Source organism: Pseudomonas sp. 50_B, assembly GCF_017491625.1.
GTDB lineage: Bacteria > Pseudomonadota > Gammaproteobacteria > Pseudomonadales > Pseudomonadaceae > Aquipseudomonas > Aquipseudomonas danubii.
On the sequence record NZ_JAFGYX010000012.1, the window covers coordinates 168,072 to 188,608 of the forward strand.

Consider the following 20,537-nt stretch of genomic DNA (forward strand, 5'->3'; position numbering starts at 1 on the left):
GTGTCTCTGATCGCTTCTGACCACTTCCGCATCGTTGTCGGCCTCGGCAAGAGCGGCATGTCCCTGGTTCGCTTCCTGGCGAACCGGGGCGTGGCTTTTGCGGTGGCCGATACGCGGGAGAATCCACCTGAGCTGGCCACGTTGCGTCGTGACTACCCGCAGGTGGAGGTGCGTTGTGGCGAGCTGGACGTCGAATTCCTGTGCCGTGCCGACGAGCTCTACGTGAGCCCCGGCCTGGCCCTGGCGACTCCGGCCCTGCAGGCCGCTGCTGCCCGTGGCGTGAAATTGTCCGGTGACATCGAGCTGTTCGCGCGTAACGCGAAGGCGCCGATTGTCGCCATCAGCGGTTCCAACGCGAAAAGCACCGTGACCACCCTGGTGGGCGAGATGGCCGCTGCGGCGGGCAAGCGGGTCGCCGTGGGCGGCAACCTGGGCACTCCGGCCCTGGATCTGCTCAGCGACGATGTCGAGCTGTACGTGATGGAACTGTCCAGCTTCCAGCTGGAAACCACCGACCAGCTGGGCGCTGAAGTGGCCACTGTGCTCAACATCAGCGAAGACCACATGGACCGTTACAGCGGTCTGCCGGCCTATCACCTGGCCAAGCACCGGATCTTCCGGGGCGCGCGGCAAGTGGTGGTCAATCGCCAGGATGCGCTGTCCCGGCCGTTGTTGAGCGAGAACCTGCCGTGCTGGACCTTTGGCCTGGGCAAGCCCGATTTCAAGGGCTTTGGCCTGCGGGAAGAGAACGGCGAGAAGTACCTGGCCTTCGAGTTCCAGAACCTGATGCCGGTGCGCGAACTGAAGATCCGCGGTGCCCATAACCAGTCCAACGCCCTGGCGGCATTGGCCCTGGGGCATGCAGTCGGCTTGCCGTTCGACGCGATGCTCTCGGCCCTGCGCACCTTCGCCGGCCTCGAGCACCGTTGCCAGTGGGTTCGCGACGTGGATGGCGTGGGCTATTACAACGATTCCAAAGCCACCAACGTCGGCGCCGCACTGGCTGCCATCGAAGGCCTGGGTGCGGACATCGCTGGCAAGATCGTGCTGATCGCCGGTGGCGACGGCAAGGGCGCCGAGTTCAAGGACCTGCGTGATCCGGTGGCGGCCAACTGCCGCGCGGTGATCCTGATGGGCCGCGACTCCGACAAGATCGGTGCCGCGATCGGGGATGCCGTGCCGCTGATTCGTGCCGATTCGCTGGCCGACGCTGTGGCTCAATGCCGCGCAGCCGCGCAGCCTGGCGACGTGGTGTTGCTATCTCCCGCCTGTGCCAGTTTCGACATGTTCAAGAATTACGAAGACCGGGGTCACCAGTTCGTCCGCGTCGTGGAGGAACTGGCATGAATCTGAGAAACATCATCAAGCCATATCCGTCACCGCTCATCACTGGACGTGGCATCGATCTTGATTTCCCGATGCTCGCCGGCTGCCTGACGCTGCTCGGCCTGGGGCTGGTCATGATTGCATCGGCCTCTACCGAAGTGGCAGCGGCGCAGTCGGGCAGTGCCCTGTACTACATGATTCGCCACCTTATCTACATCGTGCTGGGCCTGGGGGCCTGCATCGTCACCATGATGATTCCCATCGCCACCTGGCAGCGCCTGGGCTGGATGATGTTGATTGGTGCCTTCGGCTTGCTGGTGATGGTGATCATTCCGGGGATTGGCCGTGAAGTGAACGGTTCGATGCGCTGGATCGGTTTCAGCTTCTTTAACGTTCAGCCCTCCGAGATTGCCAAGGTGTTCGTGGTGATTTACCTCGCCGGCTACCTTGTGCGGCGGCAGAAGGAAGTGCGTGAAAGCTGGATGGGCTTCTTCAAGCCGTTCATCGTTCTGCTGCCAATGGCGGGCCTGCTACTGATGGAGCCGGACTTCGGTGCCACCGTGGTGATGATGGGCGCCGCGGCGGCGATGCTGTTCCTCGGCGGTGTCGGGCTGTTCCGGTTTTCCCTGATGGTGCTCCTGGCGGTGGCGGCGGTGGTCTTGCTGATTCAGATGCAGCCCTATCGAATGGCCCGTCTGACCAACTTTGCCGACCCCTGGGCGGACCAGTTCGGTGCCGGTTACCAGCTGTCCCAGGCCTTGATCGCCTTCGGTCGTGGCGAGTGGCTGGGCGTGGGCCTGGGCAACAGTGTGCAGAAACAGTTCTATCTGCCGGAGGCTCACACCGACTTCGTGTTCTCGGTGCTGGCCGAAGAGCTGGGTGCCGTGGGCTCCTTGTGCACAGTGGCGCTGTTCGTATTCGTCTGTATACGCGGCATGTACATCGGCCTGTGGGCCGAGAAAGCCAAGCAGTATTTTGCCGCTTATGTGGCTTATGGCTTGTCGTTCCTGTGGATTGGTCAGTTCTTGATCAATATCGGGGTGAACGTCGGTCTGCTGCCAACCAAGGGGCTGACCCTGCCGTTCCTCAGTTATGGCGGTAGTTCGTTGGTGATCTGCTGCGCCTGCCTCGGATTGTTGCTGCGTATCGAATGGGAGAGCAGGACCCACCTGGGCAGTGAAGAGATGGAGTTCAGTGAGAGTGACTTTGCCGAGGAGCCGATCCATGGGCGCTAACGTGCTGATCATGGCGGGCGGCACCGGTGGCCACGTGTTCCCGGCGCTGGCTTGTGCCCGCGAGTTCCAGGCCCGTGGCTACAGCGTGCACTGGCTGGGTACTCCCCGCGGGATCGAGAACGAATTGGTACCGGCGGCTGGCCTGCCGCTGCATTTGATCAACGTCACCGGGCTGCGGGGCAAGGGCAAGCTGTCCCTGCTCAAGGCGCCGTTCGTCCTGATCAAGGCGGTACTCCAGGCCCGGCGGATCATTCGGCAACTCAAGCCGGTGTGTGTGCTCGGTTTTGGTGGTTATGTGACCGGCCCTGGTGGTGTTGCCGCCAAGTTGTCGGGGGTGCCGGTGATCGTTCACGAGCAGAATGCTGTGGCCGGTACCGCCAATCGGCTGCTGGTGCCGTTGGCCGCCCGAGTCTGCGAAGCTTTCCCGGACACCTTCGGAGCCTCCGACAGCCGCCGCACCACGGGCAATCCGGTGCGCACCGAACTGTTCCTCGACACACCGCGCGAGGCCCTGGCCGGACGCAAGGCGCGTTTACTGATCCTGGGCGGAAGCCTGGGGGCAGAGCCGTTGAACAAGTTATTGCCGGAAGCCCTGGCACAGGTCGCCCCCGAGCTGCGTCCGGAGGTGTTCCATCAGGCTGGTAAAAACCACGATGAAGTCACTGCAGAGCGCTATCGCGCCGCCGGCGTCGAGGCGCAGGTGCAGCCCTTTATCAAAGACATGGCTCAAGCCTATGGCTGGGCCGACCTGGTGGTCTGTCGCGCAGGCGCGTTGACCGTCAGCGAACTGGCTGCTGCCGGTCTGCCTTCGATGCTGGTGCCTTTGCCCCATGCGATCGACGATCACCAGACCCGCAATGCCGAATATTTGGCTCGTGAAGGTGCTGCCTTCCTGATGCCGCAAAGAACGACTGGTGCAGCGGACCTTGCCGCTCGCCTGACAGAGGTTTTGATGCAACCAGAACGACTCGACACCATGGCCCAGGCTGCGCGCCGCCTGGCCAAACCCGATGCCACCCGCGATGTGGTGAATATCTGCCTGGAGGTGGCCCATGGTTGAGAATCAAAAAGCCATGCCGCAACCGGAAATGCGCCGTATCCGTCGTATCCATTTCGTTGGTATTGGCGGCGTGGGCATGTGCGGGATTGCCGAGGTGCTGCTGAACCTGGGTTACCAGGTCTCCGGTTCCGATCTCAAGGCGTCGCCGGTTACCGAGCGCCTGGAGTCGTTCGGTGCACAGATTTTTATCGGCCACCGCGCCGAGAACGCTGCGAACGCCGATGTACTGGTGGTTTCCAGCGCCGTGAACACCTCCAACCCGGAAGTCGCCACTGCACTGGAACGGCGCATTCCGGTGGTGCCGCGGGCGGAAATGCTCGCCGAGCTGATGCGCTACCGTCACGGCGTTGCCGTGGCTGGTACGCACGGCAAGACCACCACCACCAGCCTGCTGGCTTCGGTGTTCGCCGCGGGCGGTCTGGACCCGACCTTTGTCATCGGTGGTCGGCTCAATGCAGCGGGCACCAATGCCCAGCTGGGCACCAGCCGTTACCTGATTGCCGAAGCCGACGAAAGCGACGCCAGCTTCCTGCACCTGCAGCCGCTGGTGGCCGTGGTCACCAACATCGACGCTGACCATATGGCGACCTACGACGGTGACTTCAATAAACTGAAGAAAACCTTCGTCGACTTCCTGCATAACCTGCCGTTCTACGGGCTGGCGGTGATGTGCCTGGACGATCCGGTGGTGCGCGATATCCTGCCGCAGGTCAAGCGTCCGACTGTGACCTACGGCTTCAGCGAAGAAGCCGACGTGCGTGCCATCAATGTACGCCAGCAAGGCATGCAGACCTTCTTCACCGTGCTGCGTCGTGACCGCGAGCCGCTGGACGTGTCGGTGAACATGCCGGGCAACCACAACGTGCTGAACTCTCTGGCGACCATCTGCATCGCCACCGACGAAGGCATCAGCGACGAAGCCATTGTCCAGGGGCTGTCGGGCTTCCAGGGTGTGGGCCGGCGCTTCCAGGTCTACGGCGAACTGCCGGTGGAAGGCGGCAACGTCATGCTGGTGGACGACTACGGGCACCACCCGACCGAGGTCGCGGCAGTGATCAAGGCCGTGCGTGGCGGTTGGCCGGAGCGTCGCCTGGTGATGGTCTACCAGCCGCACCGTTTCAGCCGTACCCGCGATCTGTACGACGACTTCGTGCAGGTGCTGGCCGATGCCAACGTGCTGCTGTTGATGGAGGTCTACCCGGCCGGTGAAGAGCCGATTCCGGGCGCTGACAGCCGCCAGTTGTGCCACAGCATTCGGCAGCGGGGCCAGTTGGACCCGATCTACATCGAGCGAGGCGTCGACCTGGCACCGCTGGTCAAGCCACTGCTGCGTGCCGGTGACATCCTGTTGTGCCAAGGCGCCGGTGATATCGGTGGCCTGGCGCCAAAACTGCTCAACAGCCCGCTGTTCGCCGGTGCTGTGGCCGCTGGCAAGGGGGCGAAATGACGGCTGCCTACGCCAACCTGTTCTCCACCGTAAAGCCGAGCGATTTCGGTCGCGTTGCCGTGCTCTACGGCGGCAAGAGCGCCGAGCGCGAAGTGTCGCTGAAGTCCGGCAAGGCCGTGCTTGAAGCCTTGCAGAGTGGCGGTGTGAACGCCTTCGGCATTGATGTCGGTGACGACCTGCTGCAGCGCCTCTTGAGCGAGAAGATCGATCGCGCCTTCATCATTCTCCACGGCCGTGGCGGTGAAGACGGCAGCATGCAAGGCCTGCTGGAATGCCTGGGGATTCCCTACACCGGTAGCGGCATCCTCGCTTCGGCCCTGGCCATGGACAAGCTGCGCACCAAGCAGGTCTGGCACAGCCTGGGTATTCCGACGCCGCGTCACGCGGTCCTGAGTTCGGAAGCCGACTGTATTTCCGCGGTGGCGGAACTGGGCCTGCCTTTGATCGTCAAACCGGCTCATGAAGGCTCCAGTATCGGTATGGCCAAGGTGACTTCCGCGCCCGAATTGATCGAGGCATGGAAGGCGGCCAGTACCTACGATTCGCAAGTGTTGGTCGAGCAATGGATCCAGGGTCCGGAGTTCACCATCGCAACCCTGCGTGGTCAGGTGCTGCCACCGATCGCGTTGGGCACTCCCCACACGTTTTACGACTACGACGCCAAGTACCTGGCTTCCGATACCCAGTACCGGATTCCATGCGGCCTCGATAGCGCCAAGGAACAGGAACTCATGGATCTCACGGCGAAAGCCTGTGAGGCGCTCGGTATCGCCGGTTGGGCGCGTGCCGATGTGATGCAGGATGCCCAGGGGCAGTTCTGGTTCCTGGAAGTGAACACCGCTCCCGGGATGACCGACCACAGCCTGGTGCCGATGGCCGCTCGTGCGGCCGGTCTGGATTTCCAGCAGTTGGTCCTGGCCATCCTGGCAGCCAGTCTTGAGGCGAGAGGTTAAGTCCATGCAAGGCGCGTCGCTTCGTCATCAGCAACCTGCACCCGGCCGCAAGCCGGTGCCGCGGGGTGCCAGCCGTATGGTGGCCAAAGAGCCGATGTCGGTGCGCCTGCCGAAAGCCAACTTTGGTTTTCTGAAAAGCCTGTTCTGGCCGGTGCTGCTGGTGGCGTTGGGCTTTGGCACCTATGAAGGTGCCCAGCGCTTGCTGCCATACGCCGACCGTCCGATCACCAAGATCGCGGTGCAGGGGGACTTGAGCTACATCAGCCAGCAGGCGGTGCAGCAGCGGATCGCGCCATACGTCGCGGCGAGCTTCTTCACCATCGACCTGGCGAGCATGCGCACCGAGCTGGAAAAGATGCCCTGGATCGCCCACGCCGAAGTTCGTCGGGTGTGGCCGGACCAAGTGGTGATTCGCCTGGAAGAACAACTGCCAGTGGCCCGCTGGGGCGACGAGGCACTGTTGAACAACCAGGGCCAGGCCTTCACTCCGCGTGAACTGGCGAACTATGAACACTTGCCGCAGTTGTTCGGGCCGCAGCGGGCCCAGCAGCAAGTGATGCAGCAGTATCAGGTGTTGAGCCAGATGCTGCGGCCGCTGGGCTTTTCGATAGCCCGTCTGGAGCTGCGTGAGCGCGGCAGCTGGTTCCTGACCACCGGTGCCGGCAGTGCCGGTCCCGGTATCGAGTTGCTCCTGGGTCGCGATCATCTGGTGGAGAAGATGCGCCGCTTCATTGCCATTTATGAAAAAACGCTGAAAGAACAGATCACGAACATCGCGCGCATCGATCTGCGCTACGCCAACGGCCTGGCCGTGGGCTGGCGCGATCCGGCGGCACCCACGACGGCGCAACCTGCCGTCGCGAAGAATTAAGAAGAGGCAGGACCATGGCAAATGTGCAAAGCGGCAAAATGATCGTCGGCCTGGATATCGGCACCTCCAAAGTGGTGGCGCTGGTGGGCGAAGTCGCGGCCGATGGCTCGCTGGAAATCGTCGGCATCGGTACCCATCCTTCCCGCGGCCTGAAGAAGGGCGTGGTGGTGAACATCGAGTCCACCGTGCAGTCGATCCAGCGCGCGGTGGAAGAGGCGCAACTGATGGCGGGTTGCCGTATTCACTCGGCCTTCGTCGGTGTGGCGGGCAATCACATCCGCAGCCTGAACTCCCACGGCATCGTGGCGATCCGCGACCGTGAAGTCAGCTCGGCGGACCTGGAGCGGGTATTGGATGCGGCCCAGGCCGTGGCAATCCCGGCTGACCAGCGGGTCCTGCACACCCTGCCACAGGATTACGTGATCGATAACCAGGAAGGCGTGCGTGAGCCTTTGGGCATGTCGGGCGTGCGTCTGGAAGCCAAAGTGCACGTAGTGACCTGTGCGGTGAATGCCGCTCAGAACATCGAGAAGTGCGTGCGTCGCTGCGGCCTGGAAATCGACGACATCATCCTCGAGCAACTGGCCTCGGCCTATTCGGTACTTACCGACGACGAGAAAGAGCTGGGCGTGTGCCTGGTGGACATCGGCGGCGGCACCACCGACATGGCGATCTTCACCGAAGGCGCGATCCGTCACACCGCGGTGATCCCGATTGCCGGCGATCAGGTGACCAACGACATCGCCATGGCCCTGCGCACGCCGACCCAGTACGCCGAAGAGATCAAGATCCGTTACGCCTGCGCCCTGGCCAAGCTGGCCGGTGCCGGCGAAACCATCAAGGTGCCGAGCGTTGGCGATCGTCCGCCGCGCGAGCTGTCGCGTCAGGCCCTGGCCGAAGTGGTCGAGCCGCGTTACGACGAACTGTTCACCCTGATCCAGGCCGAGCTGCGTCGCAGCGGCTACGAAGACTTGATCCCGGCTGGCATCGTGCTCACCGGTGGTACTTCGAAGATGGAAGGCGCGGTGGAACTGGCCGAGGAGATTTTCCACATGCCGGTTCGTCTGGGCGTGCCCCACAGTGTCAAGGGCCTGTCCGACGTGGTGCGCAACCCGATCTATTCCACCGGCGTCGGCCTGCTGCTGTACGGACTGCAGAAACAGTCCGATGGCATCTCGTTCTCCGGCATCGGCAGCCGCGACAGCTACAGCAGCGACGAGCCCAAGGCCGCGTTGCTGGACCGCATCAAGAGCTGGGTCCAGGGCAACTTCTAAAGATTTACCGCAACACCGTTTCAAAGCAGTAGGCAGTAGGCGAAAAACTAGAGAAATGAAAGGAGAGGGAAAATGTTCGAACTCGTAGACAACATCCCGCAGAGTCCGGTAATCAAGGTTATCGGTGTTGGCGGTGGCGGCGGCAACGCGGTCAATCACATGGTCAAGAGCAACATCGAAGGCGTCGAGTTCATCTGCGCCAACACTGATGCTCAAGCGCTGAAAAACATCGGCGCGCGGACCATCCTGCAACTGGGTACCGGCGTGACCAAGGGCCTGGGTGCTGGCGCCAATCCGGAAGTCGGCCGTCAAGCCGCTCTGGAAGACCGCGAGCGTATCGCCGAAGTACTGGCGGGCACCAACATGGTGTTCATCACCACCGGCATGGGCGGCGGTACCGGTACCGGTGCGGCGCCGATCATCGCTGAAGTGGCTAAGGAAATGGGCATCCTCACCGTTGCGGTGGTGACCCGTCCGTTCCCGTTCGAAGGCCGCAAGCGCATGCAGATCGCCGATGAGGGCATCCGCGCGCTGAGCGAAAGCGTCGACTCGTTGATCACCATCCCCAACGAGAAGCTGCTGACCATCCTCGGCAAGGACGCCAGCCTGCTGTCGGCTTTCGCCAAGGCTGACGACGTGCTGGCCGGTGCCGTTCGCGGTATCTCCGACATCATCAAGCGTCCGGGCATGATCAACGTCGACTTTGCCGACGTACGTACCGTGATGAGCGAAATGGGCATGGCGATGATGGGCACTGGCTGCGCCAGCGGTCCGAACCGTGCGCGTGAGGCCACTGAAGCGGCGATCCGCAACCCGCTGCTGGAAGACGTGAACCTGGAGGGTGCACGCGGCATCCTGGTGAACATCACCGCAGGTCCCGACCTGTCCCTGGGTGAGTACTCCGACGTGGGTAGCATCATCGAAGCCTTTGCTTCCGAACACGCCATGGTCAAGGTCGGTACTGTTATCGATCCGGACATGCGTGACGAGCTGCATGTAACCGTAGTGGCCACCGGTCTGGGCGCGAAAATCGAGAAACCTGTAAAGGTCATCGACAACACCGTTCAGACTTCCATGTCCGCGCAGTCGCAAGCGCCAGCCCCTGCTCGTCAGGAACTGCCGTCGGTGAACTACCGTGACCTGGACCGTCCGACCGTCATGCGCAATCAGGCGCAGTCGAACGCGGCGACCGCGGCGAAGCTGAATCCGCAAGATGATCTGGATTACCTGGACATCCCGGCATTCCTGCGTCGTCAGGCCGATTGATGGAATGTATCAGGGGTATTAGGGTGATTGGTGTTCAGCAAAGGCATGGTCTGCTATTATCGCCAGCCTTTGTTGATACCAGTTCGCAATTTGCGCTGAAGCGGCCCAAGCCATGATTAAACAACGCACCCTGAAGAATATTATCCGTGCCACAGGTGTAGGCCTGCATTCCGGGGAGAAGGTTTACCTGACCCTCAAGCCTGCGCCTGTCGACACCGGCATTGTGTTTTGTCGTGCCGACCTGGACCCTGTGGTGCAGATTCCTGCTCGCGCGGAAAATGTTGGCGAAACCACGATGTCGACCACGTTGGTCAACGGTGACGTCAAAGTGGACACGGTGGAGCACTTGCTCTCGGCCATGGCTGGCCTGGGCATCGATAACGCCTACGTCGAGCTCTCCGCGTCCGAAGTCCCGATCATGGATGGTAGCGCCGGACCCTTCGTATTCCTGATTCAATCTGCTGGCCTCGAAGAACAGGACGCAGCTAAAAAGTTCATCCGCATCCTTCGTGAAGTGACCGTGGAAGACGGCGACAAGCGCGCCACTTTCGTGCCTTTCGATGGTTTTAAAGTGAGCTTCGAGATCGATTTCGATCACCCGGTTTTCCGTGACCGCACCCAGAGTGCAAGCGTGGACTTCTCCAGCACTTCGTTTGTAAAAGAAGTCAGCCGCGCCCGTACCTTTGGTTTCATGAGTGATATCGAGTACCTGCGCAAGCACAACCTCGCGCTCGGCGGCAGCGTGGAAAACGCCATTGTGGTCGATTCGGATGGCGTACTGAACGAAGACGGTCTTCGCTACGAAGACGAATTCGTCAAGCACAAGATCCTGGATGCAATTGGTGACCTCTACCTGCTAGGCAATAGCCTGATAGGCGAGTTTAAGGGCTTCAAATCGGGCCACGCACTGAACAACCAGCTACTGCGCAAGTTGATTGAGCAGAAAGATGCCTGGGAAGTCGTGACCTTCGAAGATGCCAGCACTGCACCGATCTCTTACATGCGTCCGGTCGCGGCCGTGTAATTACTCTCTCTTTCCTTTTGTTTTTGAAGGCCATCCCCCCGGATGGCCTTTTTTTATGCCCGAAGGTTCAGCTGCTGCGCCGTGACATGTTGGAAACCACTCGGTTGCGGCCGCTGTACTTGGCTTGATACAGGGCCTTGTCGGCGTCACTCGCCCATTGCTCGAGGCTGATATCGGGATTGCCCGACCAGGTGTTGATGCCGATGCTCACCGTCAAGGGGGTGGCCTGCTCGCTGACAGGCGGCAAGGCGGCGATGCTGGCGCGGATTCGCTCGGCGAGTACGGCGGCGCCGGCGCTGTCGGTCTCCGGCAGTACTACCGCGAACTCTTCGCCTCCGTAGCGCGCCGCCAGATCTGCCGGGCGTCCCGCGCAAGTGCCAATGTTCTGCGCCACTGCACGCAATGCCTGGTCCCCCAGTGGATGGCCAAAGCGGTCGTTGAACGACTTGAAGTGGTCGACATCGATCATCAGCAGCGACAGGGGCTGGTTGGCGCGCCGGGCCCGGGCCCACTCATTGTTCATCACCTGATCCAGGGTACGACGGTTGGCCAGGCCGGTGAGGGCATCGACAGCTGCCAGGCGCGCCAGCTCCTGCTCGGCCTCCTGCCGGCGCCGCAGTTCACGACACAGTTGCCAGGTCAACCAGAACAGGGCGATGCACAGCGCCCCAGTGGCACCGCTGATCAGCAGTGCCGTGCGTTGCCAGGCAGCGAAGACTTCGTCGATGGACAGCGCCACAACCACGATCAGCGGCAGGTCGCCCACCTGGGAAAAGGTGTACAGCCGGTGCATCCGATCCACGCTGGACACGCTGCTGAAGCTGCCATTGCCTTCGCCCAGGATGCGCACGAAGTTGGGGCGGTTACTGAAACTCTTGCCAATCAGGTCGTCCGCCAGGGGCGGTTGTTGGGCCAGCAGAACCCCGTCGCGGCTGATCAGGTTGATCGAGCCGTTGCGCCCGATATCCAGATTCTTGAACAGCTCATTGAAGTAGCTCAGGCGCATGGCCGCTTCGGCGACACCGATGAACTCGCCATTCTCGTTGCTGAGACGACGACTGAAGCTGATCCGCCAGTCATGCTCGGCGGTGCGGGCACGGAACGGGGGGCTGATCATCATCCCTGGATCTGGATTGTCGATATGCGCGAGGAAGTACTCGCGGTCGGCGTAGTTGCCCGTGCGCGGCACGACCGAAGCCGAGTCGGCAAGTACCTCGCCGTGCTTGTCCAGCAACAGAATATCGCCCTTGTAGGGCGCTGCAGTGGCCCGATCGAACAGCGCCAGGTGGCGGATGGGCGCCGATACGTCCTTCAGGTCGTCGCGTTGCGCCGCACTGATCAGCCCCTTGAGGGACAGGTCGTAGAGTTCGACGTTGCGCAACACATCCGCTTCGATCAACTGCACGATGTTGTTCGCGGCACGGGTGGCAGCCTGTTCGGCAGCAGCGTGTTCACGGATCAACAGGTAGGTGACGATACTGAGAATGGCCACGACGATCAGCGAGCTGGCCAGGACCAACAGACGTTCCGGATTTGACGCGATTTTCCCTGTGCGGGGTGTCGCACGACTCACGCTCATGATTTTGATTTCTGCTACGTCGACATAGTTAAGTCTAGTGTGGACGTGGGCTACAGAAATCGGTCACGCCTTCGCGCCTGTATAAATCCCGAATAAAAAAAAGGCCAGCAAAACATGCTGGCCTTTTGCTCATATCGGCTTAGAACACGTTGATCGGATAGTCGACGATCACCCGGTACTCATCGGTGTCGTTGTCCAGTGCGCCGTAGCCGTTGCCGCCACGGTTGGTGGCCCATTGCAAGCGCACGGCCAGGTCCTTGGCGGTGCCGCCTTGCACCACGTACTTGAGGTCGAGGTCGCGCTCCCAGTGCTTGGCGTGCTTGCCGTCGGCGCTGTACCAGTTGGCATAGCCGCGGCTGGCCGGATCGACCTGGGTCAGGTCCAGCTCGCCCCGGGAGTAAGACAGTGCCGAGGTCAGGCCCGGCAGGCCGACGCCGGCGAAATCGTAGGCGTACTTGAGCTTCCAGGAGCGCTCGTTGGGACCGTTGAAGTCCGAGTACTGCTGGGAGTTGTCCAGGTAGATGCTGTCACCCTGGGCGATGTAGTCGAACGGCGTGTTGCCGTTGACTCGCTGGTAGGCCGCAGTGACGCTGTGGCTGCCTACGCCCACGGTGAAGTGCAGGCTGTAGGTGTTGTTGTCGATGTTGCCCAGCAGCGCCTGGCCGGTGTCCTGGGTGTGATAGAAGTGCAGGCCCGGATTGAGGCTGACCAGATCGTTGAGCGCGTAGGTGTAGTCCAGGTCGTAGTAGTACTGGTTCCAGATGTCCTTGAGTTCAGAGGCGTAGAGGCTGCTGGTCAGCCCCGGAATGCCACTCCAGGCGACCCCGGCCCAATCCAGGTGCAGGCTTTCGTCACCTTTTTGCAAGGTGCCGTAGGAGGTGCCGATGCGCTTGTGGCCACTCTGGTTGTAAGGCTTGGTGAAACTGGCTTGGCCGCCTTCGATCAACCAGCCGTCGAAGCTGTGGTTGGTCAGGCTGACGCCGCGAAAGGTCTGCGGCAGCATGCGGCTCATGCCCCCGGCGATCACCGGGTTGTTGAGAAACAGATCGCCGGCCTTGAGCTCGGTGTCGAAGGCTCGCATCTTCAAGGTGGCGCCAGCGGTGGAGAACGCTGTGGGCGCTTTTCCGTTGCCATCGCTGATGGGCAGGATGCTCGAACTGTCGGTGCCGCCACCGCCATCGAGCTTGAGGCCGAGCATGGCATTGGCATCCAGGCCGAAACCCACGGTGCCCTGGGTGTAGCCGGACTCGAAGACCCCCAGGAACCCCTGGCCCCATTCGATGTTGTCATCGGCTTGCTGATGCCGGTTGCGATTCATGTAGTAGTTGCGGGCGTTGAGCTTGAGGCTCGAGCCGGCGACGAAGCCCTGTTTGTCGCGCTCTTCGGCAGCTTGGCCCAAGGCGGGAATAGTTGCAGCGATTGCAATGAATAGTGGGCTGATTCTCAGCGTGGTCCTGAACAACGTGTAGCTCCTTTGGTGAATGAACATGATTTTTTATTGTGAATTCGGTTGTTTCTTGTTCTGTGCATGACGAATGTGCAGAGGGTTTCTCTACAGCAAAAAAAAGCCGCTGAAGTCAGCGGCTTTAAGACAACTTACTCCAGGGTTGAAAGCAGAGAAGTTGTCGAGGGAAACGAGTGGCTATCGCCGATCAACTGTCTTTGTGAGCGTCGGTCTTGCTGTGCTCAGCGGTGATCTTCTGGGCTTGCTGACTGTGTTGCTGCTGGGCGGCCTGGGCAATCTGTGCTTGTTCGAATGCGGCGGCGCGTGCGGCATTTCTCGCCACGAATCCCTGGGATTCTTCGGCCATGGCCATTGGCACCACGAACAGGGAAGACAAAACAAAGACGCTGGCCAAACCCATACTGTTGGACATTTCTGAAGACCTTCTTGCAGAGCAAGTTCAATTCGGTGCGACAAAAATATAACCATGGGGCTGCTGGAAAAAGAGCCGAACAGGATAAGGACTGTTACCAAAAACACAACAGTAGAGACTGGCCAGCAGGCGCCGGGTTGCCAGCGAAAGTGCCCCATAGTCCGCGCCGGATATGTTGAGGCGTGCGTCGGCCAGTCGGCGTCTGCAGAATCCGAGAATCCCGAGTCACAGAGGCAGATAAAGGCCGAAGGTGTTGATTCCCCGATCGCTGCGCACAAAGACGTCGCCGCCATGCATCAGGGCGATGGCCTTGACGATGGCCAGCCCCAGGCCGTGGTTGGCGCCGCTGTTGCTGCGCGAGGCATCGACCCGGTAGAAACGCTCGAACAAACGCGGCAAGTGTTCGCTGGCGATGTTTTGCCCCGGGTTGCTGACGGCGATCGCCACCTGCTGCGCCTGCACATCAATCCGCACCCGGATCACTTCCCCTGCCGCCGTGTGCTGCACGGCATTGCTCAGCAGGTTGATCAGGGCCCGGCGCAGGTGGGCAATCTCGATCCGTACCTGGGCATCGCCCTGGACCTCGACCCTGACCTGGGCGTCTTCGAGGATGAAGTCCAGGTAGTCCAGGGTGGCGGCCACTTCCGTCGCCAGGGAGGTGCTGGTGAGCTTGGTGGCCTTGTTGCCCTGGTCGGCACTGGCCAGGAACAGCATGTCGTTGACGATGGAGCGCAGCCGTTCCAGTTCTTCAAGATTGGATTGCAGTACTTCGAAGTAATGCTCCGCCGAGCGGCCCCGGGTCAGGGCCACCTGGGTCTGGCCGATCAGGTTGGTCAGGGGCGAGCGTAGTTCATGGGCGACGTCGGCGTTGAACGACTCCAGGCGCGAATAGGCCTGTTCGACCCGTTCCAGCGTGGAGTTGAAGGAGCTGACGAACTGGCTCAGCTCCGGCGGCAGGGGCGAGAGCTGCAGGCGCCCGGAGAGCCGCGGTGGTGCCAGGCGCTGGGCCTCCTGGGACAGCTTGATCAGCGGCTTGAGGCCGATCCGCGCCACCCAGTAACCCAGGGCCGAGGCCAGCAGTACACCGACGATGGCCAGGCCGATCAGGGCTATCAGCAACTGCTGCTGGGTCTGGCGGAAAGTATCGGTGTCGATGGCAATCAGGAAGCGCAGGGCCGGGCGCTGTTCCTTGGCCGGCAGTTGGCTGACCAGTACCTTCAGTGGATAGGGATGAGCGCTCAGGATCAGGTCGCGCATGCCCAGCGGACCTTGGGCGAATGCTCGGATCTGTGTGTCCGGGTTGCCGTACTCATAAGCGGGATCGCCGCTCACTGCCCAGAAACGGATGCGCTTGTCCTCCTCGCTGAGCAGCTTGAGCTTGGCCCAGTGTTCAGGCGTGCCGTAACGGTTCAAGGCCGACTCCAGCACGCTGTAACGCGCGTCCAGCTCGGCTTCCGGCAGCAGGCCCAGGCCTTTGTCCACCTGTTGATAAAGGGCGCCACCAATCAGCAGGAAGATCAGCAGGGCCACCAGGGTGAACAGCCCGCTCAGGCGCAGGGCAATGGAGTTACTCGGCACTGCGGCTCTCCAGCACATAACCCATGCCGCGGATGGTGTGCAGCAGCTTGTGTTCGAAAGGGCCGTCGAGTTTGGCCCGCAGGCGCTTGATTGCCACTTCGACGACATTGGCGTCGCTGTCGAAGTTAATGTCCCAGACAATCTCGGCAATCGAGGTCTTGGACAGGATTTCGCCCTGGCGCCGGGCCAGCACGCTGAGCAGGGAAAACTCCTTGGCGGTCAGGTCCAGGCGCATGCCGGCGCGGCTGGCCTTGCGGCTGATGAGATCGATCCACAGGTCGGCGATGCTGATCTGCACCGGTTCGTGACCACCGCTGCGGCGGGTCAGGGCCTGCAGGCGGGCCACCAGTTCAAGGAAGGAAAAGGGCTTGCCCAGGTAGTCGTCGGCGCCATCGCGCAGGCCGCGAATCCGGTCCTCCACGCGCTCCCGGGCGGTGAGCATGATCACCGGGGTCTGCTTGCGCGCGCGCAGGGCCCGCAGCACGCCAAAGCCGTCCAGGCCGGGGAGCATCACATCCAGCACGATCACCGCATAGTCACTTTCCAGCGCCAGGTGCAGACCCTCGACGCCATCCCGGGCCAGGTCGACGGTGTAGCCCTGTTCGGTCAGTCCGCGATGCAGGTAGTCCGCAGTTTTTTCTTCGTCTTCGATAATCAGAACGCGCATGACCCGCCTCAGGTGTTGGTGGCCGGCGAAAGGGCCGGCTGGGGCCGGTGGAACAGCCGCTCGAGCCACAAGTATATGACCGGCGTGGTGAACAGCGTCAGGGCCTGGCTCACCAGCAAACCGCCGACCACGGCGATGCCCAGGGGCTGGCGCAGTTCGGCTCCGGTGCCATAGCCGAGCATCAGCGGCAGGGCGCCGAGCAAGGCGGCGAGGGTGGTCATGATGATCGGCCGGAAGCGGGTGATACAGGCCTGGTAGATCGCTTCTTCAGGAGCCAGGCCACGGTTGCGCTGGGCCTCCAGGGCGAAGTCGATCATCAGGATGCCGTTTTTCTTGACGATGCCGATCAGCAGCACCAGGCCGATCAACGCCATGATGGAAAAGTCCTGGCCGCAGAGCCAGAGCATCAACAAGGCGCCGAGGCCCGCTGAAGGCAGGGTGGAAATGATGGTCAGCGGATGCACGAAGCTTTCGTACAGCACCCCGAGAATGATGTACACGGCCACCAGCGCGGCGAGGATCAGGTACGGCTGGCTGGCCAAGGAGCTTTGGAAGGCCTGGGCCGCGCCCTGGAAGTTGCCGCTGATGGCCGCCGGCATGCCGATCTCGCTCTTGGCCTGGTCAAGCAGGATCACCGCATCCCCCAGGGCCACGTCGGGGGCCAGGTTGAACGACAGATTGGCCGCCGGAAACATGCCGTCGTGGGCGATCGACAGCGGCCCGATGCTGGGCGCGTCGAAGCGGGCCAGGGCCGACAGCGGGACCATCTCCCCGGTCAGCGGCGAGCGCAGGTAGAAGTAGTTCAGGCTTTCGGCCTTGCCCCGTTGCTGAGTGTCGAGTTCGAGGATCACGTTGTACTGGTTGATCTCGGTCTGGAACTCGTTGATCTGACGCTGGCCGAAGGCGTCGTACAGCGCTTCGTCGACATCGCTGGCGGTGAGGCCGAAGCGCGCGGCGGCGGTGCGATCGATGTTGATGTGGGTGATGCTGCCGCCCAGTTGCAGGTCGTTGGAAACATCGCGGAACGCCGGGTTGCCGCGCAGTTTTTCAGTCAGGCGTTGGGTCCAGGTACTCAGGGTCGGGCCGTCGTTGCTTTTGAGCACATATTGATACTGGGCGCGGCTGGGGCCGGAACTGAGGTTGATGTCCTGGCCGGCCCGCAGGTAGAGAACGATGCCGGGTACCTGCATCAGTTGTGGGCGGATGCGGTCGATAAAGGCGCTGGCGGAGACATCCCGGTCGCCACGTTTTTTCAGCGAGATCCAGAAGCGGCCATTGGCGATGGTCTGGTTGTTGCCGGAGACGCCCACCGAATGGGAGAAGGCTTGCACCGCCGGGTCGGCAGCGACGATTTCTGCCAGGGCCTGATGTTTTTTCACCATGTCCGGGTAGGAGATGTCCGCCGCCGCCTCGGTAGTACCCAGCACGAAGCCGGTGTCCTGCACCGGGAAGAAGCCCTTGGGAATCAGAATGTAACCGGCGATGGCCATGCTCAAGGTCAGGCCGAAAATCCCCAGCATCAGTTGCTGATGGGCCAGGGCCTTGCGCAGGCCGCGTTCGTAGAAGGCCAGCAGGCGCTCGCCGAAACCCGGCTGGGCATGGGCCGGGTGCACCGGGGCACGCATGAACAGGGCGGCCAGGGTCGGGGCCAGGGTCAGCGAGACCACCACCGAAATCATGATGGTGGAGGTGGCGGTCAGGGCGAACTCCTTGAACAGCCGGCCCACCACGCCGCCCATGAACAGCAGGGGAATGAACGCCGCCACCAGGGAAAAGCTGATGGAGACCACGGTAAAGCCGATCTCTGCGGCGCCCTTGATCGCCGCCTCGCGCATGCCGTCGCCGGCCTCCAGGTGACGGTGGATGTTCTCCACCACCACGATGGCATCGTCCACCACAAAACCCACGGCGATGACGATGGCCACCAGGGTCAGGTTGTTCAGGCTGAAGCCCATCACATACATGAGGGCGAAACTGGCGGTCAGCGATACCCCCAGCACTGCGGAGACGATCAGGGTCGCCGACCACTGGCGCAGGAACAGCGCCATCACCGCCACCACCAGCAGCACGGCGATCAGCAGCGTGATCTCCACTTCATGCAGCGAGGCGCGGATGGTCTGGGTGCGATCCACCAGCACCTTGACCTGCACCGACGCCGGCAGCATGGCCTCAAGGCCCGGCAGCGCAGCCTGGATGCGGTCCACGGTGTCGACGATATTGGCCCCCGGTTGGCGCGAGATCACCAGGTTGACCCCCGGCTGGTCGCCGGACCAAGCCTGGACGTAGGCGTTCTCCGAGCCGTTGACCACTCGCGCCACGTCCTGCAGGTGCACCGGTGCGCCGTCCTTGTAGGAAACGATCAACTGGCCGTATTCCTCGGGATGGAACAGCTGGTCGTTGGTGGACAGGGTGGAGATGCTCGACTCGCCATACAGCGCGCCCTTGGCCAGGTTGAGGCTGGTTTGCTGGATCGCCAGGCGAATGTCGGCCAGGGTCAGGCCGATGGCCGCCAGCTTGTCTGCTGAAGCCTGGACCCGGATCGCCGGGCGCTGCTGGCCGGTGATGTTGATCTGGCCAACACCGTCGATCTGGCTGATCTGCCGGGCCAGCAGGGTTTCCGCGTAGTCGCTGAGCTCGGTGCCGGGCATCTGCGTCGAGCTGATGCTGAGGATCAGCACCGGGCTGTCGGCGGGGTTGACCTTCCTCCAGGTGGGCAGGGTGGGCATGTCCTTGGGCAGTTTGCCGGCGGCGGTGTTGATGGCCGCCTGTACTTCCTGAGCGGCGGTGTCGATGCTCTTGTTCAAGGTGAATTGCAGGGTCAGCAGGGAGGAGCCCAGGGCGCTGCTGGAGGTCATCTGGGTCACGCCGGGGATGGCGCTGAACTGCACCTCAAGCGGCGTGGCTACCGAGGAGGCCATGGTGTCCGGGCTGGCCCCGGGCAGGGCGGCGGAAACCTGGATGGTGGGAAACTCGGCCTCCGGCAGCGGCGCCACCGGCAGGCGCGCAAAGGCGATCAGCCCCAGCAGCACCAGCGCGAACGTCAGCAACACGGTGGCGACCGGATGGTCGATGCACCAGGCGGATACCGAGCCACGGCCCTTCATGGCTTGGGCTCCGAGGCCTGCACCAGGGGCGGCGGGTCGCTCAGTACCTGGACCCTGGAGCCGGGTTTGAGCCGCGACTGGCCGTCACTGACCAGCACGTCCCCGGCCTGGACGCCGGAGATGATGTTCAGCCCGCTGTCCTGATACAGCACCTGCACCGGCACGCTTTCCACGTGCTGGTCTTTGACCCTGAACACGAAGTGCTGATCCAGGCCGCGCTGGACCACGTCAGGCGGCACGGTGAGCGCGGCCTGGTCCAGCGCCGTCTGGATTTTCACCGTCACCAATTGTCCGGGCCAGAGCTTTTGCTGAGCGTTGTCGAACTCGGCCTTGACGCGAATGGTGCCGGTACCGGCATTGATCTGGTTGTCGATCAGCATCAGGTGTCCGGTGCCCAGCAGGGCATCGGGGCTGTTGCTGTCGGCACCCAGGTAGGCCTGGACCGCCGCCGGCTCCGGGGCGCGGATCAACTGCTGCAAGGTCGGCAGCATTTGCTGGGGCAGGGAAAACTCCACGGCGATGGGGTCGATCTGGGTCACCGAAAACAGTCCCTGGGTGTCGGTCACGCGTAGGAAGTTGCCTTCATCCACGGTACGAATACCCACCCGGCCAGTGACGGGAGAGCGGATCTGGGTGTAGGAGAGTTGTACCTGGGTGGCGTCGATGGCGGCCTGGTTGCCCTGGGCCGTGGCATTGAGCTGATTGACCAGGGCCACTTGCTGGTCGTACGTCTGCTTCGAGACGCCGTCATCCACCGACAGCAGCTTGTAGCGCTTGAGATTGATCTGCGCCACCTGCAGTTGGGCCAGATTCTGTGCCAGCTGGGCCCGGGCCTGATCCAGGTTGGCGCGGATCGAGCGGTCATCGAGAGTGGCCAGCAGGTCGCCAGCTTTCACCCATTGCCCTTCCTTGACCCGCAATCGGGTGAGGATGCCGTCCACCTGGGGACGGATGGTCACACTGTGCAGCGACTGCACCGAGCCTATGCCGCTGGTGTAGCGCGCTACGTCCTGCTGGACCACCTGCACCACCCGCACCGGTATCGCCGAGGGCCCGGTCAGCCTGGGGCTTGTGGGTTTGTTGAGGAACCAGATCGCAGCGGCGGCGATGGCCAGGAGAAGCGTTGCGGTCACGACGGTTTTCTTGGCAATGGGCATGGGGGGAGGGCGCCGGGCAGTGATGTCGGAAGGATGGCCATGATCTGTGCACAGTTATAGTCCGCTAACCCGGTCAGCAGGGTGACGGCCAGCTGTCAGCCCTGTCAGAAAAGTACCTG

Annotated in this window: 16 protein-coding genes; 9 read left to right on the forward strand and 7 right to left on the reverse strand. The window is 62.3% G+C overall.

All coding sequences use genetic code 11. The features are described 5' to 3' along the window. The 9 genes from murD (at position 1) to lpxC (ending at position 10,456) form a co-directional block, all read left to right on the forward strand. Entirely contained in the window at positions 1-1,347 is a 1,347-nt protein-coding gene (gene murD / locus J5M73_RS18595) for a UDP-N-acetylmuramoyl-L-alanine--D-glutamate ligase (protein WP_102860322.1), read from the forward strand. A gap of 2 nt (positions 1,348-1,349) precedes the next feature. After that, positions 1,350-2,561 (forward strand): putative lipid II flippase FtsW, encoded by a 1,212-nt coding sequence (gene ftsW / locus J5M73_RS18600; RefSeq protein ID WP_170001535.1) that lies wholly within the window; start codon positions 1,350-1,352, stop codon positions 2,559-2,561. After that, positions 2,551-3,621: an undecaprenyldiphospho-muramoylpentapeptide beta-N-acetylglucosaminyltransferase gene (gene murG / locus J5M73_RS18605; RefSeq protein ID WP_102860324.1), complete on the forward strand. Its 1,071-nt coding sequence runs from the start codon at positions 2,551-2,553 to the stop codon at positions 3,619-3,621. The genes ftsW and murG overlap by 11 nt, the downstream gene beginning before the upstream one ends. Next, positions 3,614-5,068, forward strand: coding sequence for a UDP-N-acetylmuramate--L-alanine ligase (gene murC / locus J5M73_RS18610; protein WP_102860325.1), 1,455 nt, complete (start codon positions 3,614-3,616; stop codon positions 5,066-5,068). The genes murG and murC overlap by 8 nt, the downstream gene beginning before the upstream one ends. After that, on the forward strand, positions 5,065-6,021 hold the full coding sequence (locus J5M73_RS18615; RefSeq protein ID WP_102860326.1) for a D-alanine--D-alanine ligase: 957 nt from the start codon (positions 5,065-5,067) through the stop codon (positions 6,019-6,021). The genes murC and J5M73_RS18615 overlap by 4 nt, the downstream gene beginning before the upstream one ends. A gap of 4 nt (positions 6,022-6,025) precedes the next feature. Continuing rightward, positions 6,026-6,892 carry a cell division protein FtsQ/DivIB gene (locus tag J5M73_RS18620; RefSeq protein WP_102860327.1) on the forward strand — a complete coding sequence of 289 codons (867 nt, stop codon included), beginning with the start codon at positions 6,026-6,028 and terminating at the stop codon, positions 6,890-6,892. Positions 6,893-6,906: 14 nt separating this feature from the next. Beyond that, positions 6,907-8,166: a cell division protein FtsA gene (ftsA, locus tag J5M73_RS18625; RefSeq protein WP_011063306.1), complete on the forward strand. Its 1,260-nt coding sequence runs from the start codon at positions 6,907-6,909 to the stop codon at positions 8,164-8,166. A gap of 72 nt (positions 8,167-8,238) precedes the next feature. Next, entirely contained in the window at positions 8,239-9,432 is a 1,194-nt protein-coding gene (ftsZ, locus tag J5M73_RS18630; protein ID WP_011063305.1) for a cell division protein FtsZ, read from the forward strand. Between the two features lie 112 nt (positions 9,433-9,544). Beyond that, on the forward strand, positions 9,545-10,456 hold the full coding sequence (gene lpxC, locus J5M73_RS18635; RefSeq protein ID WP_011063304.1) for a UDP-3-O-acyl-N-acetylglucosamine deacetylase: 912 nt from the start codon (positions 9,545-9,547) through the stop codon (positions 10,454-10,456). A 67-nt stretch (positions 10,457-10,523) separates the two neighbouring features. Here lpxC and J5M73_RS18640 read toward each other — a convergent pair whose 3' ends face one another. The 7 genes from J5M73_RS18640 to J5M73_RS18670 form a co-directional block, all read right to left on the reverse strand. Next, positions 10,524-12,035 (reverse strand): diguanylate cyclase, encoded by a 1,512-nt coding sequence (locus J5M73_RS18640; protein WP_207815964.1) that lies wholly within the window; start codon positions 12,033-12,035, stop codon positions 10,524-10,526. A 139-nt stretch (positions 12,036-12,174) separates the two neighbouring features. Then, a complete protein-coding gene (locus tag J5M73_RS18645) occupies positions 12,175-13,497 on the reverse strand; it encodes an OprD family porin (RefSeq protein ID WP_207166521.1) in 1,323 nt (440 codons plus the stop codon). A 190-nt stretch (positions 13,498-13,687) separates the two neighbouring features. Continuing rightward, a complete protein-coding gene (locus tag J5M73_RS18650; RefSeq protein WP_102860330.1) occupies positions 13,688-13,912 on the reverse strand; it encodes a hypothetical protein in 225 nt (74 codons plus the stop codon). A gap of 225 nt (positions 13,913-14,137) precedes the next feature. Further along, positions 14,138-15,490: a heavy metal sensor histidine kinase gene (locus tag J5M73_RS18655; protein WP_207815967.1), complete on the reverse strand. Its 1,353-nt coding sequence runs from the start codon at positions 15,488-15,490 to the stop codon at positions 14,138-14,140. Beyond that, positions 15,480-16,157 (reverse strand): heavy metal response regulator transcription factor, encoded by a 678-nt coding sequence (locus J5M73_RS18660; protein WP_207815968.1) that lies wholly within the window; start codon positions 16,155-16,157, stop codon positions 15,480-15,482. The genes J5M73_RS18655 and J5M73_RS18660 overlap by 11 nt, the downstream gene beginning before the upstream one ends. 8 nt (positions 16,158-16,165) lie before the next feature. After that, positions 16,166-19,261, reverse strand: a complete 3,096-nt coding sequence (locus J5M73_RS18665; RefSeq protein WP_207815969.1) for a multidrug efflux RND transporter permease subunit — start codon at positions 19,259-19,261, stop codon at positions 16,166-16,168. Beyond that, on the reverse strand, positions 19,258-20,418 hold the full coding sequence (locus tag J5M73_RS18670) for an efflux RND transporter periplasmic adaptor subunit (RefSeq protein ID WP_207815970.1): 1,161 nt from the start codon (positions 20,416-20,418) through the stop codon (positions 19,258-19,260). The genes J5M73_RS18665 and J5M73_RS18670 overlap by 4 nt, the downstream gene beginning before the upstream one ends. Positions 20,419-20,537 lie beyond the last annotated feature (119 nt).